We start from the raw sequence: 15,324 nt of genomic DNA, 5'->3' as shown, positions 1-15,324 counted from the left end.
GCAGAGAGTTGTGACTGCTCAGACAGGCCGGCGACGGGGGTGGGCAATCCCGCCGCCGGCCAGCTGTCAGGTGCCGATGAGCACGCTCACCGACGTGTTGTCGGTGCAGTCGGGGATCTCGCGGATGGCCCAGCGGCCGCGGAGCCCGTTGCCGTCGAAGTTGGACTCGGCGTCCCGCTCCTCCACCTCACCCTCGGACGCCGACCACCCACGGGTCGAGTAAGCGGTCTGCATGTCGGCGAGCGTCTGCGTGAACGGCTTGGGCGAAACCGCGGTGACGACCGTCCGACCACCGCTGCGGGCCTCGACGCCAGTGACGACGTACCCCTCCGGCACGGCCGCGCTCGCAGGGAACGACGCCGGCACCGTCACCGGCTTGGCGTCCTTCGCACAGACCAGGGCTGCGCTGGTCGAGCTCGACTGGGCCGCCATGGCCGACTCCAGCTCGTCGTTCTCGCACCCGGCGAGGACGACCGCCGTGACGAGCACCCCGGCGGCGAGGGCGACGCGGGGTCCCGACCACTGCGCGGGCCGTCTCATCTCGTCACCTGCAGCTGGCGGTTGTTGTCGGCCTCGTCGGACTCCCGGATGCGTCCGTCCGGGTCGACGACGACGGCGACGACGTGCGCGCCCTTGCCGAGACGCACGCCGGGGAACGTGACGGTCGTCGAGCGGCCGGGCTGGACGTCGACCGGCGACGAGGTGGCGACGTCGACCCCGTCGACGAGAAGGCGTGTCGTGACGCCCCGGGCGACCGCCTTACCCGGGTTGGCGACGGTCGTCGACGCGGCATAGAGGCCGCTGGCCTTCGCGACGGACAGAGAGGTCGGGGTGACGTTCGGCAGGGCGTCGTAGGCGGCATACAGGGTGTTGCCCGACTGCTGGCGTGCGATCGTCGCATAGGCGTCGAAGTTCTGGGCACCGCCCGGCTGCGCGCAGGCGCCGGTGCACCCGTCGGCATAACCGACCTCGACCCGACCGGTTCGGTCGACGGTGACGTCCATGAAGTCGAGGAGGTTGCGGTCGTTGCCGCAGGTGGTGCCACCCGTGCAGATGGAGCCACGCTGGACGGGGTCGCCGGGAGTGGTGTCGACGGTGACCCAGCTCTTGCCGCCGTCGTAGGTCGTCGCGACGTAGAGGTGCCAGTCGCCCTTGAAGGTCGTGGCGTCCTGGTAGTTCCCGGCCGTGGTCGTGCCGATGAACGCGAACGAGGCGCGGTCGTCGTCACCGGCCACGACGGCGGGGAACACGGTGTTGTGCACCCCGAGGCCTGCGCCGACGTTCTGGTCGTCGGTCCACGTCCTGCCCTTGTCGCGGCTCACGGCCATCCGGGGGGTCCCGTCCGCGGCCTGGTATCCCAGGTAGACCGTGCCCTTGGAGCCGATGCCGACGCTGGGGTCGGAGTCGCCGGCGGTGCTGGCGGGGTCCTTGCGGACCGACCACGTCGTGCCGCCGTCCTCGGAGACGGCGACCGCCTGGTTGCCTCCGCACGACTTGTTGGGCACATAGACCGTGCCGTCGTCCGGGGCCACCTTGACGTGACCGTGCAGGCCACCACAGTCGAGGAGCGAGTACATCGGGACGGCTGGTCCGAAGGTGACACCGCCGTCATGGCTCGACGCGCAGTTGGCGTCCGCGATGTCCTGGCTGCAGTAGTAGACGGCGTTCGGGAAGCTGGACGTCGGCAGCGCTCCGACGCCGTTGGGCGAGTAGGGACCTCCACCCACGGTCTGGTGGTCGACACCGGAGTTGAGCCCGCCGCCCTGGCTGGGCGACCACGTGGCGCCCTCGTCGTCGGAGTAGCACATGAGCGAGGTCTTGCCGGCGAGCTGGCTCTCGAAGACACGTCCGGTCGCGCGGTCGGTGAAGCCGATGGGGTCGAGCGACGTCGATCCGCCCGTGGCACAGCCGTTGGCCGGCTTCGCGGAGACGTCGGACCACGTCACCGCTGACGGGGTGACGCTGTCGTCCCACGTCGCCCGGTAGGTGTCGTACAGGGCCTGGTAGAACGTCGAACCGGTCTTGTGGCTGCTGCCGATCGACGGCTCGCCCGCGTCGTGCGCGCGGCCGAAGGATTGGGGGGCGCCGTACTGGCTGTAGGTCGGCGGCGTGGCCGTGCTCGGCGCGGGATTGGCCGGGACATCGGTCAAGGTCGCTGTGCCCGTGACGGACTCACCGAGCGGGGCATACGGCACGACCCTGACCGTGTAGTCCCCGCTCGTCGGTGCCACGAGGATGGTCTCGGGGTCCGCGCTCGAGGCGGACGACGCCAGGACCGAGCCGTTCTGGTCGAGCAGGTAGATGTCGAAGTCGGCAGCAGCGTTGGCCCAGCCCACCTTGACCGAGAGCTGGTGGGTGTCCCCGTAGCCGCTCGGGGTCGACACGTGCAGCGCGAAGTCGTCGCATAGCCCGGGCCCGCACGTGACGTCGCCCGTCGTCCCGGTGACGTTGGGGGCGACGAAGGGGCCGGCGGTCCACTGGGTGCTGGTGCTCGTGTCGGTGACGGCTCCCCCGGTGGGTGTGGCGGCCAGCGCGGGGGCGGCCACCCCCAGGGCGGCGACGAGGCCGGCCGCAGCGACGAGCGGGATGGCTCTGCCCCGGGCGCCGGCGCAGGAGCGGGGGCGGCCCCGCGAGGGAAAGGTCGGCAGCATGGGTGCAGCTCCTTGATCCGAAGTGGATGACACCCCCGAGGCGTCCGGTCCGGAGACCGTCGAGAGAGGACACGAGGGCCTCGCTCGACGGGTTCAACGAGTCGGAGGACCGGGCGGCTACGGCTGCACGGGTCAAGAATCGGTCAGGAAGGGCTGGGATTCTGCTGGACGTCCGCTGAGGACACGGCTCCCGCGACACGCAGGATGGCATCGGCCGAGATGTCGACGTCGTGCTCGCCGGTCGTGGCGTTGGACACCGAGACGCGGATGAGTCGCTGGCCGTGCCACGTCGTCGCACCGACCCAGCACGTGCCGTCGCGCTGGACGGCCTCGACGATGGCGTCCGTGCGTCCGGGATCGCCGATGCTGACGAGGACCTGGTTGAGCACGACGGCGTTGTGGACGGTGGCACCGCCGGCTGCGAGACGCTCGGCCATGCGCGTCGCCAGGGCGCAGGACCGGTCGACGAGCTCGGCCACACCCTCGGTGCCGAGCTCGCGCAGGGCGGCCCAGACCGCGAAACCCCTTGCCCGCCTGGAGGACTCGGGCGTCAGGTCGCCGAGGACGTGGTCGGCCCCCGAGCCCGACCCGGTGAGGTATGCCGCCGCGTACGACATCGTTGCCGCGTGCAGGTCCGCGTCGGCACAGAAGGCGAGTCCGCAGTCATAGGGGACATTGAGCCACTTGTGGGCGTCCGTGCCCCACGAGTCGGCCAGCTCGACCCCGTCGACGAGATGAGCGGTCCGGGGGCTGGCGGCCGCCCAGAGTCCGAAGGCACCGTCGACGTGGACCCACGCGCCGTGCTCGTGCGCCACCGTCGTCGCGGCCCTGAGGTCGTCGCACGCCCCGGTGTTGACGTTGCCAGCCTGAAGGCACACGATGACCGGCCGTTCGCCGACGGACTCGAGGGTGGTTCGGAGATGGCCGACGTCGATGGCGCCCTGCGGGGTGGCGGCCACGGGCTCGATGCTGCCCGTGCCGAACCCGAGCAGCCGAGCGGCCCGGTCGATCGTGGCGTGCCGCTCCTCGCTCGCGACCACAGCGATCCGGGGAGCGCCGAAGAGACCGTCCCGCGCGACGTCCCACCCGACGTCCGCGAGCACGCGCTGCCGTCCGACGGCGAGGCCCACGGTGTTCGCGGCCTGAGCGCCGGTGACGAAGCCGACCGAAGCGGCCTCGGGCAGGCCCAGCAGGTGCTTCGCCCAGCCTCCGGCCGCCCGTTCGGCGGCCGCCGCGGCCGGTGAGAGGACCTCGTTGTAGGCGCACTGGTCCCAGCCGGCGGCGAGCAGGTCGGCGGCCGTGGCTGCCGGTGAGGCTCCCCCGATGACGAAGCCGAAGAAGCGCGGACCGACGGTGCCGACGAGACCGGGGCGCGCGGCGGTGATCAGATCGTCGACGACGACGCTGGGGTCGGTCCGCGTCGCGGGTAGTGGCCCGCCGAACGCGGCCGCCATTGCCGCACGGTCGGGTGATGCCGCCACCGGCCGGTCTGCGACGGTGGCGCGGTGTCGAGCACCTTCGGCAGCCGCGCGAGCGTAGAGCTGGTCCAGGTCGACGTCCATCCCCGCACGGTCCTCCGCGACACGGGCAGCGCGCAAGGTTCGGCCGACGCTTGGCACGACCGGTCCGCACAAGGTCGGCGATGATCTCAGAAACCGATCGGACTGCCGCACAGAGCAACTGGTCCGTGAGGCGTCTTGACCATCGTTCGAACGTTTGTTCTAATGGAGCATGGACAGGGCGATGGCAGTGGGGAGCCACTCCTGGCCCGCTGCTGTCGAGGACGCCGATGCCGTCGTCGACCTCGACCACCTCGCCGACCTCTACCGGTCGCGCGCCGAGCTCCGCGTCCCCGTCCGGCAGGGTGACCTGCCACTTCTCGAGCGCACGCTCCGCCACCACCTGGCCGAGGCGGTGCTCACCCACGTGCTGCCGACACTCGTGAGCGAGCTGGTCGAGGCGGCGGCGGACGACCTCCTGGCAGCGCAGCCCGACGAGGCACGGACCGAGCTCGAGGCGATGGCCGACGCCGACCTGAGGGTCGTCGAGTCCGTCGAGCGCTGCAAGGCGATCCTCGACGCCGTCGCGCTGGAGGCCCTGGCACGGCTTCGCTCGACCATCGAGGCAGGTGAGCTGGCGCGCTTCGCCGACCTCGGCCGCCCTCGCCCTGCGGGCTGGATCGATGCCGCCCAGCTGACCGCGATGGAGGTGTCCACCGCCACCGGCCTCGGCACCCACGAGGTGAGCTCTCGACTCGACCTCGCGACCGCGCGCACACCGGGAGCCGCCGCGCTCCGCGGTCGCCTGCAGCAGGGCGCGGTCACGGTCTACCGTGCGTGCACGATCCAGGGCGAGATCGCCGCGCTGCCGTCGGACTGCGGGCCCGGCATCGTCGACTCCGTGCTCCGGTCGAAGGACGGCGCTCCGCCCTCACCCAGCCTCTTCCGCCAGCGCCTCACGCGCGCCTGCCTCGCCGCCGACCGCGACGCGGCCGCACGGCGACGTGCAGCCCGACGGCGTCGCGGCGCCCACGCGCAGATCGACCACGAGGGCCTCGGCGTGCTCACCGTCGTCAACGACGCCGACAAGATCATCGCCGCGATGGAGCGAGCGGACGCCGTCGCTCGGGCCGCTCGGGCCCAGGGCGACCCGCGCGATCTCGACTCACTGCGTGCCGACGTCATCACCGACACCCTGATGTTCGGCTGGCCCGCCCGCGTCGGCACCGATCCGTCGGCGTCCAGTTCGGCCGCCGCCGGTGACGACGTGGGCCGTGCCGGCGATGAGTGGTTCCGGCGTCTGGGTCGACGGCCCGCAGCGACCGTGACCCTGGTGGTCCCGTTCACGACGGCGGTCGGACTCACGGATGCCCCGTGCGAGGTCCCGGGCCACGGCTGGGTGACGGCCGAGCACGCCCGCCGGATCATGCTCAACGACGGCTCGACGTGGCGCCGCCTGGCCGTCGACGCCGACAGCGGCGCCGCCGCTCACCTCGAGACGCACGCCTATCGTCCGACGCCGGCGATGCGAGCACACGTCGAGGCCGTCGACGGGACGTGCCGGGCGCCGGGGTGCACCGTGCCTGCCGCACGGTGCGACCTCGACCACGACATACCGTGGCCGCACGGGCCGACCGAGGTCACGAACCTCACGAGCAAGCACCGGCCGCACCACAACCTGCACACCAACGGCCACTGGCTCGTGCGCCGTGACGGCGACCGGGTTCGATGGCGCACCAAGGCCGGTCGCATCTACGACACCTACCCGAAGGACTGGCTCGACAGCGTCCGAGACACGTCGCTCCCGCCGTCAGCCCGAGATCTCGCGATCAGGCATCGCTCGACCGACCTCGAGCAGCCACCCTTCTGAACGTGCGGTGATCCAGAACGTGCGGTGATCCAGAACGTGCGGTGATCCTGAACGTGTGGTGATCCCGAACGGTCGGGTCCCGAACGTGCGGAGATTCTGAACGCGTGATCATCTGAACGTGCGGTGGTGCCCTGCCTGGCACCCTCACGACGCGGCGGTGAGCGGCTCGGGCAGCCGGAAGACCCCGTCACGCGTGGCAATGTAGAAGCCGAGCAGGTCGACGTCGTGCTCGGCGCACCGGTCGATCGCCAGCTGGTGCCAGGCCCGGTCGACGTCGTCGGGCGCCGTTCCCCGCGGTCGGCCCCGACCGATGAGGACGGACCCGCCGTTGTCGGCCACGAGCGGGAGGAGCATCCCGAGCAGCTGGGCCAGGCCGCCGGCCGTGGCGTCCGGCAGCACGTCGTGCAGCAGGATCGGTTGGATGCCCCGGTCCTCGGAGTCGCAGATCATCAGGGCGACACATCCGCTGGCGCGGTCGGTGTCGCCGATGATGAGGTCGATGACGTCCGCGGCGACGCGACGGTTGGTCAGCGGGATCTCGCTCGCCCGATGGGGCAGGTCTTCGAAGGTCATGCCCGCCATCGTCACCCGCACCCGCGGAGGCGCGCCGACGTTGTCCCCAGCCACCCGTGCCGGGCGTCACCCGATGCCGAGCCGGTGAGCCACCTGGGCGCCACCGATCTCGCGGATGAAGTCCGGGTCCCCCACGACGACGAGCTCGTCGGTGGCGCGCGACATGCCCACGTAGAGCATCTCGCGGGCACGCTCGGTCTTCGTCGCGTTGACGCAGAGGACGACCGCGCGGCGTTCGAGTCCCTTGCAGCCGAGGACGTGGCCGTAGAAGACGTCGTCGTCGTCCCAGAAGGACCGCCAGTAGCCGACCTGACCGTCCACCTCCTGACGCTCGACCTGTGCCGGGTGCCGCGACCCCATCGTCAGCAGCGCGACGTGCTGCGGCCGCCAGCCCTGCTCGAGGAGCAGGTCGACCTGGTCGTCGGCGCTCCCGATCGCCTCGTCCGGAGGACAGGCGACGAAGCGGACGTCGGCGCCGACGCCTCCACGCAGGTGCATCCGCATCGGTGCGAGGGGCCCGAAGGTCCGGGCGATCTGCTGCGTGTTGCGAAGGTTGTGGTCGAGGACGAGTGGGACGAGGGGCACCGGGGGCTGGCCGAAGCGGGCGAAGATCCGCTGGTTCTCGTCGGAGTAGACGTAGAGACCGCCCTCGTCCTCGTCGCGCAGCGCCTTCATGAGGGGGTACCACCAGTGGTCGGCGAAGTCCTGGGCCTCGTCGACGATGACGGCGTCGAACTTCTTGCCGTCGGGCAGGGCCGCGGCTATCTCGGTCATCCGGGCTGCCAGGTCGCGCTCCCAGAAGGCGGCGTCGTTGCGGTCGTGCGACGCGGTGTCGATCCCCCACTCGTTGGCGAGGTCCTCGAAGGAACCGACGAAGGCCGGCCGATGGTGCCGCGGCACTCCGGCGAGCTGCCGTTTGAAGTACTGCGAGAGGCCGATCGAGTAGCAGACGAGCGCCACTCGCTGCGCCTTGCGGTCGCCCTGGCCGCGGGTGAGGTCCTTGGCCTGGGTGAGGGCCAGGATCGTCTTGCCGCTGCCGGCACCACCCCGGATCTCCATCCGCCTGATGAGCCGTGTGACCTGGAGCAGAGCCGCCTGCTCCTGGGTCAGCCGGTCCGCCGTGGCCTCCCGCTCGTCCGCGTCGGCGGCGATGTCGGGTACGGGGAAGCCTCTGCCCGTGAGGATCTCGACGATCAGCTCGACGTCCTCAGCAGTAGGGACGCGCTGGTCGTTCTCCTGCAGGGCCGCGACGTCGTGGACCCGGCCAGCGAGGTCGTCGAGGTCTCCGCGGCCACTGATCATCCAGCGGGGGCAGTCCGGGGTGGCGAAGTCGTCCGGGACGTCGGTGAACGGGACGACGACCGCGTGGCCGAACCGGACCCGGCTCCGGTGGTTCTTCCAGCGGGGGTCGGCCTCCACGAAGTCGCGCAGGGCGTACTTGCCGTCGCGGCACTGCTCGACGGGGCGCACCCGGCTCCGGCGCGCACCGCCACCGGACCACCAGTGGCCCTGCGCGTCCACGGAGACGCTGCCGCCCTTGACCTCGACGACGACGACGCCCACGCCGGGCATGAGGACGACGACGTCGAGCTCGTGGTCCTTGCGCTGTGAGGTGAGACGGATGTTGGGCAGCAGCACCGTGCCCTCCGCGACGCCACGCGCCAGCCGCTCCCAGACAAGACGCTCCGACTCGTGCGTGAACCGCGCGCCCTCCCCCTGTGCCATGACCGCAGGGTAGCCGTGCTGCACGAACCGACCTCGACGTTGCGCAGATCCGTCGAATCGCACCCGCGTCCGCAGCACCGGCGTACGCTCGAAAGTTGTGCGAGCGGCGCTCCCACAGCAGCGAACGTCCGAAAGGTGGCCAGGCTCCGCTCGACACATCCGCGCAGATTCTCTCGGAGGTGCTCATGCGAAAGATCATCGCCACCAGCGGAGCCGCGGCCATCGCCGCAGCGCTGCTGAGTCTGCCAGGAGCCGCGAACGCCGCCCCTTCTGACACCCGCCAGATCACGTCCTCTGGCACGACCAGTATCCGCAGCCTCGGCACCGGCGCCGACGGGCTCCAGCAGCCCGAGCTCAGAGCCGGACCCGACGACGAGCAGGATGGCGTCCCGTCCACCCGCCCCGACCCGAACTTCAAGCACGGCATCTTCCCCAAGCACCCGCTCGAGGCGCCCGTGGTGGCGTCCAGCGCCGTCGCCGCGACGAACCCGGCGGTCCAGGCCAGCATCCAGGGCCTCAACCACCGCGACCAGCGGCTCGCGAACGGCGGCAACCAGTTCTCGCTCGAACCGCCGGACCAGGCCCTGTGCGTCGGTAACGGCTTCACCGTCGAGTCGGTCAACAGCGTGCTGCGGGTCTACGACTCGAACGCCGCTGCCCTCACCGGCGTCCAGGACCTCAACACCTTCTTCGGCTACCCCGCGGCCATCGACCGGACGACCGGCGTCGTCGGGCCCAACGTCATCGACCCGGTATGCCACTACGACCCCGACTTCCAGCGCTTCGTCGTGGCCATCACGACGCTGCACGTGGACGGGAACGGTGACTTCAACGGGCGGAACACCATCGACGTGGCCGTCTCCAACACGAGCAACCCGACGGGCACCTGGACCATCTACTCGGTGCCTGCCCAGAACGACGGCACGGAAGGCACACCAAACCACGGCTGCACGACCGACGGCGTCACACCCGGCCCGTGCTTCCAGGACTACCCGCACATCGGCGGGGACGCCAACGGCATCTACATCACGACCAACGAGTATGACCTCTTCGGCCCGAACTTCAACGCCGCCCAGGTCTTCGCGTTCTCGAAGGCGCAGCTCGCCACCCACCCGGCAGCGGTCCGCGTGACCCTGGTGCCGAACCTCGACCTGGCCGGCACGCCAGGCTTCACCGTGTGGCCGGCGACCTCACCCGCGGGCCAGTACGAGAGCGCCGCCAACGGCAGCGAGTACCTGCTCAGCTCGGCCGCCGGTGACGGCTCCGAGACGGGCAACCCCACCGGGACCGCGCGGCGCATCGGCCTGTGGGCGCTGACCAACACCGCATCGCTCGACGCGGCCACCCCGGCGCTGGCGGTCACGAACAAGCTGGTCAACAGCGAGACGTACGTCTTCCCGCCGAAGGCCGACCAGAAGGCCGGCGACTTCCCGCTCGGCCAGTGCATCAACGACACGACGATCGCGACCCCGTTCGGTCCCGGGTGCTGGCAGCTCTTCTTCGACCCGCCCGAGCCGGCGCACGACGAGGTCATCTCGCACCTCGACTCCAACGACACCCGCATGCAGCAGACGTGGTTCACGAACGGCGTCCTCTGGGGCTCGCTCGACACCGCGGTGCGGGTCAACGGCGAGCTGCGGGCCGGCATCGCCTGGTTCTCGGTGGAGCCGAAGATCAACGGGGCGGGCAAGGTCGGCGGCAACATCAAGAAGCAGGGCTACCTGGCCCTCGCGGGCAACAACCTGACCTACCCGGCCCTCACGATGCTGACCACCGGTCAGGGCGCCATCGCCTTCACCGTCGTCGGACGCGACCACTACCCGAGCGCGGGCTACGCACCGATCTCGTCGAGCGGAGCAGTCGGCCCGATCCACATCGTGGGCGAGGGCGTCGGCCCGGCGGACGGCTTCACCAGCTACAAGGCCTTCGTCGGCACCCCGATCCGCACCCGTTGGGGCGACTACGGGGCGGCCGTCACCGACGGCCGGTCCATCTGGATCGCGTCGGAGTACATCGCCCAGACCTGCACCCTGGCGCAGTACCTGACTCCTCCGATCGGCAGCTGCGGCGGCACGCGGACCTCTCTCGGCAACTGGTCCACGCGCCTGACGAAGCTCACGCCGTAGGGACCGCCTGACCACGCGGCCACACCGTGTGCCGCCCAGCCTCGCGAAACCGGCTGGGCGGCATACGTTGTCGGGCATCCGGCTCGGACGTCAGGCGACGCGCTGCTGCGGCGCCGTCTCCTTCGTCTTGGCCGGGTCCTTCTCGACGATGTCGCCGAGCACGTCGTCGATCTTCGTCATGAGCTCGGGCTCGAGCGTCACGCCGGCCGCCTTGACGTTCTCGGCGACCTGCTCGGGACGCGAGGCGCCGACGAGGGCAGCCGCCACGTTCGGGTTCTGGAGCACCCAGGCGACGGCGAGCTGGGCCATGGTCAGACCGGCCTCGTCGGCGATCGGCTTGAGGTTCTGCACGCGCGTCAGCACGTCGTCGTTCATGAAGCGCTTGATCATGTCGGCACCGCCCTTCTCGTCAGCGGCACGCGAGCCCTCGGGCGGCTGCTGGCCGGGCTGGTACTTCCCCGTCAGCACGCCCTGGGCGATGGGGCTCCACACGATCTGGCTGACGCCGAGCTCCTCGCACGTCGGCACGACCTCGCCCTCGATGACACGCCACAGCATGGAGTACTGCGGCTGGCTCGAGATGAGCTGGAAGCCGAGCTCCTTTGCGAGAGCGACGCCCTCGCGGATCTGGTCTGCGGTCCACTCGCTGACGCCGATGTAGAGCGCCTTGCCCTGTCGGACGACGTCGGCGAAGGCCTGCATGGTCTCCTCGAGCGGCGTCTCGGTGTCGTAGCGGTGCGCCTGGTAGAGGTCGACGTAGTCGGTCTGGAGTCGCTCGAGCGAGCCGTTGATCGACTCCATGATGTGCTTGCGGGACAGGCCCGTGTCGTTCTTGCCGCCCGGGCCGGTGGGCCAGTAGACCTTCGTGAAGATCTCGAGGCTCTCGCGCCGCTCGCCCTTGAGGGCGTCGCCGAGGACGCTCTCGGCCTTGGTGTTCGCGTAGACGTCAGCCGTGTCGAACGTGCTGATGCCGGCGTCGAGCGCGGCGCGCACACACTGGGTGGCGACGTCGTTCTCGACCTGCGAGCCGTGGGTCAGCCAGTTGCCGTACGTGATCTCGGAGATCTTGAGTCCGCTGTTGCCGAGGTATCGGAAGTTCATTCGTCCACCGTATGCTGCCGCCGATGTCGCCCGGACCCCCCTCCCTGTCGAGCGGACGCACGTACGATCGCCAGGTGACGCTTCTCGAGCGCGTCGAGCAGCTACGCGCAGTCGCCGGGTACCTGGACGACGCCCGCGCCGGACACGGGCGGCTGGTCTACGTCTCGGGCGAGGCGGGGATCGGCAAGACCACCTTCGTCACCGCCGCAGCCTCCGAGCTCGGCGCCGACGCACGCGTCGCTCTCGGCAGCTGCGACGGGTCCGCCACGCCGGCACCGCTCGGCCCGCTGCACGACATGATGCCGTCGCTCCCGGCCGACCTGTGGCCGGAGGATGCGAGTCGGCAGGACGTCTTCACCCGACTCGTCGACAGCCTCCGTGGTGCACCGCCCGACCGGCCCTACCTGCTCGTCGTCGAGGACGCGCACTGGGCCGACGAGGCCACTCTGGACCTCCTGCGGCACGTGGCCCGTCGCGTCCACGGGTGTCGAGCCCTCGTGCTCGTCACCTACCGCCCCGAGGACGCGGGTACCGGCAGTCCCCTGCGAATCCTCTTGGGGGACACGGCATCCGCCAGCGGGACCCGTCGGATCGACCTGCCGCCGCTCAGCCCCCGCGCCGTGGCGACCCTCGTGGCCGAACGTTCGCGGGACCGTCCGTCGCCGACGCGGATCGACGTGGAGCGACTGCACGACGTGACGGGCGGGAACGCCTTCTTCGTCACGGAGGTGCTCTCCGGTGACGCGGTCGGTGTGCCCCCGACCGTGCGCGACGCGGTGCTCGCCCGCGTCGCCCGTCTCCCCGAGTCGTCGCAGCGAGCCCTCGAGGTGGTTGCCCTGACCGGGTCGAGAGCCGAGACCGACCTGCTCGAAGGACTCCTGAGCGAGGGCCTGGGCGTGCTCGACGAGCCCCTTGCCCGGGGACTGGTCGTCATGTCGGGCCGGGAGGTCACCTTCCGTCACGAGCTGGGCAGGCTCGCCGTCGCCGACGAGGTTCCGGCCGGACGACGACTGCACATCCACCGCCGACTGCTCGCGGCGCTCGAGAGTCGCGACGCCGACCCGGCGCGGCTGGCGCACCACGCCGACGCAGCCGGGGACAGCCGGGCTGTGCTGGCCCACGCACCCGAGGCCGGAGCGCGCGCCGCCCGTCTCGGCGCGCACCGGGAGGCCGTCGACCAGTACCGCCGCGCCCTGCAGCACGCGGACTCCCTGCCGGACACCGAGGTGCCCGCTCGACGCAGGGCCGACCTGCTCTGGGCCCTCGGCTACGAGCTCTATCTCACCGACCGCATCGACGGCGCCATCGAGGCGGTCGACGCCGCTCGCCGGATCTGGGACGACGCAGACGACGCCACCCGGGTCGGCGACGCGTGGCGCTGCCTGTCACGGCTCAGCTGGTTCGCAGGGCGCAAGGCCGAGGCCGAGACGCAGGCGGCTGTCGCCGTCGACGTGCTCGAGGGGAGCTCGTCCTTCGAGCTGGCGTTGGCCTACAGCAACCTCGCGCAGCTCCGCATGCTGGCCACCGACCTGGCCGGCACCCGGGAGTGGGCGCACCGCACGCTGGACCTCGCCGACTCCCTCGACGACCCGTTGCAGCAGACCGAGGTGCGCGTGCACGCCCTCAACAACCTCGGCACCATCGAGATCGCGGCCGGCGACTTCGCGTCCGGGGCGGCGATGCTCGACGACAGCCTCCAGCAGGCACGCGCGGCCGACCTCCACGAGCACGCGGCTCGCGCCTACTGCAACCTCGCGTCGAGCGCCGTGCTCCAGCGACGGCACGAGGACGCGCGCCGCTACTTCCTCGAGGGCATCGAGTACTGCTCCGAGCGAGATCTCGACTCGTGGACCCTGTATCTCGAGGGATGGGAGGCACACCTGCACCTCGACCGTGGTGACCTCTCCGCGGCCCGCGACCGGGCCGAGTCCCTGCTCCGCCATCCCGACATCGCGAGCGTCGGCGAGGTCGAGCCGCTCGTCACGCTCGCCCACGTCCGCGGTCGCACGGGCGAGCCGGGCGGCGACGAGCTGATGGCGCGGGCGTGGTCCCTGGCCTCGGGGATGCGTGAGCTGCAACGGGTGGCGCCGGTGGTCGCCGTGCGCTGCGAAGCCGCCTGGCTCGCCGGCGACCTCGGCGCAGCCGCACGCGTGGCGGCAGAGGCTTGGCCGCTCGCGGTCTCGGCCGACTGCCCGTGGAACCGCGGCGCCGTGGCGCGGTGGCTCGTCGGCGACGGCATCGACGCGCTGGTCGAGCCCGACGTGTCGTTCACCCGCCCCGAGCTGGACGGCCCACTCGCTCCCCCCTTCGCCGCGGAGGTGGCCGGTGCGTGGCGTGAGGCCGCCGACATCTGGAGGTCGCTCGGGTGCCCGTTCGACGAGGGTCTGGCGCTGGCGCGCAGCGGCGAGCGCGAGCCACTGACGGAGTCCGTCGCGATCTTCGAGCGGGTCGGTGCCCGTGCCGCGGCAGCGCGATCGCGCGCGGAGCTGCGCGCTCGTGGCTGGACCGCGCCTCGCGCCCCGAGAGCCACGACGCGCGAGCACCCCGCTGGCCTGACGCCGCGCGAGACCGAGGTGATGGAGCTGTTGACGAAGGGCTACACGGACGCGGGGATCGCCGAGCGTCTCGTCATCTCCCGACGCACCGCAGAGCACCACGTCTCGTCGGTCCTGACCAAGCTCGGGCTCGAGAGCCGACGTGAGCTGCTCAAGATGGGTGGGACGAACGAGATGAGTGGGTAGTCGGCACCCATGACCTGCGGTTCGGCGGGAGCGACGCTGGAGACATCCAAGCTCTCCCATCCCGAAAGGACCACGAGCATGCCGCTCTTCATGGACGTCCACTCCCTGGGCGACGGGGTCACGATGGACGCGGTCGCCCAGGCACACCGCGCCGACCTCGCCACGCAGGACCCCCACGGCGTCAACTACCTGCGCTACTGGGTCGACGAGCACCGGGGCCAGATCTTCTGCCTCGTGGAGGCCCCCGACGCCGAGGCAGCCAACACCGTGCACCGCGACGCGCACGGGCTCGTCGCCGACGCCATCTACGAGGTGCAGGAAGGCGTCTGACCGCCCCACCCGCACCACCGCCGACCACACGACGAGACAGCCGTATGCCGCCACCCCGAGGTGACGGCATACGGCCCCGTCGTCATGCCTCGACGCGGTCACCGACCCGTCATCCCGTGGGTCGTCCCGGCGTCGTCCCGGCGTCGTCCCAGCCGATGGAACCGCACGGTTGGCCCGTGCGTTGGGCGGGTAGAAACCACTCATCACCTCACCGGAATCTTCATGTTCACTTGAACGTTGACCACCGTGAGGCCCGCGTGGACGCCCGGTCCACGCACGACCCGAAGGGGGTGCACCATGAGGCGAAGGAAGTACGAGGAGTTCGAAGAGGACAACGGAACCGTGCTGCGCTACGCCCGCCACGACAACGGTGGCGGTTTCGTCGAGTCGCACGCCCACGTCGACCCCGCGGCCTACGTCGCCGAGAACGCCTACGTCGACCGCGGCGCGGTCGTCGGCGCAGGAGCCCGCATCGCGACCGGCGCCTGGATCGACCGCGGTGCGATCGTCCACGCCGGAGCCAGCATCGGCACCACGGCACACGTGGCGCCCGGCGCCGTCATCGGGCGCGATGCCCGGGTCGGCGCACGCGCCAAGATCGGCGCCAACGCTCGCGTCTGGGACGGCGTCCGCGTCGACAGCGACGACGTCGTCTCCGAGGGCTCTGTCGTCCGCGCCGGCTCGCAGCGCCGACGCGCCGCCTGAATC

The 15,324-nt window shown here is 71.1% G+C and carries 11 protein-coding genes; 5 read left to right on the top strand and 6 right to left on the bottom strand.

What is annotated here, in order from left to right; all coding sequences use genetic code 11:
* Nucleotides 1-66: 66 nt before the first annotated feature.
* The 3 genes from H283_RS0116370 to H283_RS0116360 form a co-directional block, all read right to left on the bottom strand.
* Nucleotides 67-540 (bottom strand): hypothetical protein, encoded by a 474-nt coding sequence (locus tag H283_RS0116370; RefSeq protein ID WP_020144609.1) that lies wholly within the window; start codon nucleotides 538-540, stop codon nucleotides 67-69.
* Nucleotides 537-2,651, bottom strand: a complete 2,115-nt coding sequence (locus H283_RS0116365; RefSeq protein WP_020144608.1) for a CARDB domain-containing protein — start codon at nucleotides 2,649-2,651, stop codon at nucleotides 537-539. The genes H283_RS0116370 and H283_RS0116365 overlap by 4 nt, the downstream gene beginning before the upstream one ends.
* 143 nt (nucleotides 2,652-2,794) lie before the next feature.
* Nucleotides 2,795-4,213 (bottom strand): aminotransferase class V-fold PLP-dependent enzyme, encoded by a 1,419-nt coding sequence (locus tag H283_RS0116360; protein ID WP_020144607.1) that lies wholly within the window; start codon nucleotides 4,211-4,213, stop codon nucleotides 2,795-2,797.
* Nucleotides 4,214-4,394: 181 nt separating this feature from the next.
* Between H283_RS0116360 and H283_RS0116355 the strand changes: the two genes are divergently transcribed.
* On the top strand, nucleotides 4,395-6,020 hold the full coding sequence (locus tag H283_RS0116355; RefSeq protein ID WP_156023251.1) for an HNH endonuclease signature motif containing protein: 1,626 nt from the start codon (nucleotides 4,395-4,397) through the stop codon (nucleotides 6,018-6,020).
* Between the two features lie 144 nt (nucleotides 6,021-6,164).
* Here H283_RS0116355 and H283_RS0116350 read toward each other — a convergent pair whose 3' ends face one another.
* Complete coding sequence (locus tag H283_RS0116350) at nucleotides 6,165-6,593, bottom strand: hypothetical protein (RefSeq protein WP_156023250.1); 429 nt, start codon at nucleotides 6,591-6,593, stop codon at nucleotides 6,165-6,167.
* Nucleotides 6,594-6,659: 66 nt separating this feature from the next.
* The gene (locus H283_RS0116345) at nucleotides 6,660-8,318 is read right to left on the bottom strand and encodes an NERD domain-containing protein (protein WP_028785656.1); all 1,659 of its coding nucleotides are present in this window, start codon (nucleotides 8,316-8,318) and stop codon (nucleotides 6,660-6,662) included.
* A gap of 185 nt (nucleotides 8,319-8,503) precedes the next feature.
* On the opposite strand from H283_RS0116345, the gene H283_RS0116340 reads away from it, so the two are divergent.
* A complete protein-coding gene (locus H283_RS0116340) occupies nucleotides 8,504-10,444 on the top strand; it encodes a hypothetical protein (RefSeq protein WP_043649904.1) in 1,941 nt (646 codons plus the stop codon).
* A 90-nt stretch (nucleotides 10,445-10,534) separates the two neighbouring features.
* On the opposite strand, the gene H283_RS0116335 is transcribed toward H283_RS0116340, so the two are convergent.
* Entirely contained in the window at nucleotides 10,535-11,545 is a 1,011-nt protein-coding gene (locus H283_RS0116335) for an aldo/keto reductase family protein (protein ID WP_020144602.1), read from the bottom strand.
* A 74-nt stretch (nucleotides 11,546-11,619) separates the two neighbouring features.
* Between H283_RS0116335 and H283_RS0116330 the strand changes: the two genes are divergently transcribed.
* From H283_RS0116330 to H283_RS0116320, 3 genes are all read left to right on the top strand, one after another.
* Entirely contained in the window at nucleotides 11,620-14,286 is a 2,667-nt protein-coding gene (locus H283_RS0116330; protein ID WP_043649901.1) for an AAA family ATPase, read from the top strand.
* A gap of 78 nt (nucleotides 14,287-14,364) precedes the next feature.
* Nucleotides 14,365-14,616: a DUF4242 domain-containing protein gene (locus H283_RS0116325; RefSeq protein WP_020144600.1), complete on the top strand. Its 252-nt coding sequence runs from the start codon at nucleotides 14,365-14,367 to the stop codon at nucleotides 14,614-14,616.
* A 297-nt stretch (nucleotides 14,617-14,913) separates the two neighbouring features.
* Entirely contained in the window at nucleotides 14,914-15,321 is a 408-nt protein-coding gene (locus H283_RS0116320; protein ID WP_028785654.1) for a hypothetical protein, read from the top strand.
* The last annotated feature ends 3 nt before the right edge of the window (nucleotides 15,322-15,324 follow it).

Origin of the sequence: Terracoccus sp. 273MFTsu3.1 (assembly GCF_000383675.1) — a bacterium.
Lineage (GTDB): Bacteria > Actinomycetota > Actinomycetes > Actinomycetales > Dermatophilaceae > Terrabacter.
The sequence above is the reverse complement of the archived record's forward strand: the minus strand, read 5'-3'. Positions and strand labels throughout refer to the sequence as shown.

What these genes read in the sequence shown, in the direction of transcription:
- H283_RS0116370 (WP_020144609.1), bottom strand. Translation starts at nt 540, where the DNA reads ATGAGACGGCCCGCGCAGTGGTCGGGACCCCGCGTCGCCCTCGCCGCC.
- H283_RS0116365 (WP_020144608.1), bottom strand. Translation starts at nt 2,651, where the DNA reads ATGCTGCCGACCTTTCCCTCGCGGGGCCGCCCCCGCTCCTGCGCCGGC.
- H283_RS0116360 (WP_020144607.1), bottom strand. Translation starts at nt 4,213, where the DNA reads ATGGACGTCGACCTGGACCAGCTCTACGCTCGCGCGGCTGCCGAAGGT.
- H283_RS0116355 (WP_156023251.1), top strand. Translation starts at nt 4,395, where the DNA reads ATGGCAGTGGGGAGCCACTCCTGGCCCGCTGCTGTCGAGGACGCCGAT.
- H283_RS0116350 (WP_156023250.1), bottom strand. Translation starts at nt 6,593, where the DNA reads ATGACCTTCGAAGACCTGCCCCATCGGGCGAGCGAGATCCCGCTGACC.
- H283_RS0116345 (WP_028785656.1), bottom strand. Translation starts at nt 8,318, where the DNA reads ATGGCACAGGGGGAGGGCGCGCGGTTCACGCACGAGTCGGAGCGTCTT.
- H283_RS0116340 (WP_043649904.1), top strand. Translation starts at nt 8,504, where the DNA reads ATGCGAAAGATCATCGCCACCAGCGGAGCCGCGGCCATCGCCGCAGCG.
- H283_RS0116335 (WP_020144602.1), bottom strand. Translation starts at nt 11,545, where the DNA reads ATGAACTTCCGATACCTCGGCAACAGCGGACTCAAGATCTCCGAGATC.
- H283_RS0116325 (WP_020144600.1), top strand. Translation starts at nt 14,365, where the DNA reads ATGCCGCTCTTCATGGACGTCCACTCCCTGGGCGACGGGGTCACGATG.
- H283_RS0116320 (WP_028785654.1), top strand. Translation starts at nt 14,914, where the DNA reads ATGAGGCGAAGGAAGTACGAGGAGTTCGAAGAGGACAACGGAACCGTG.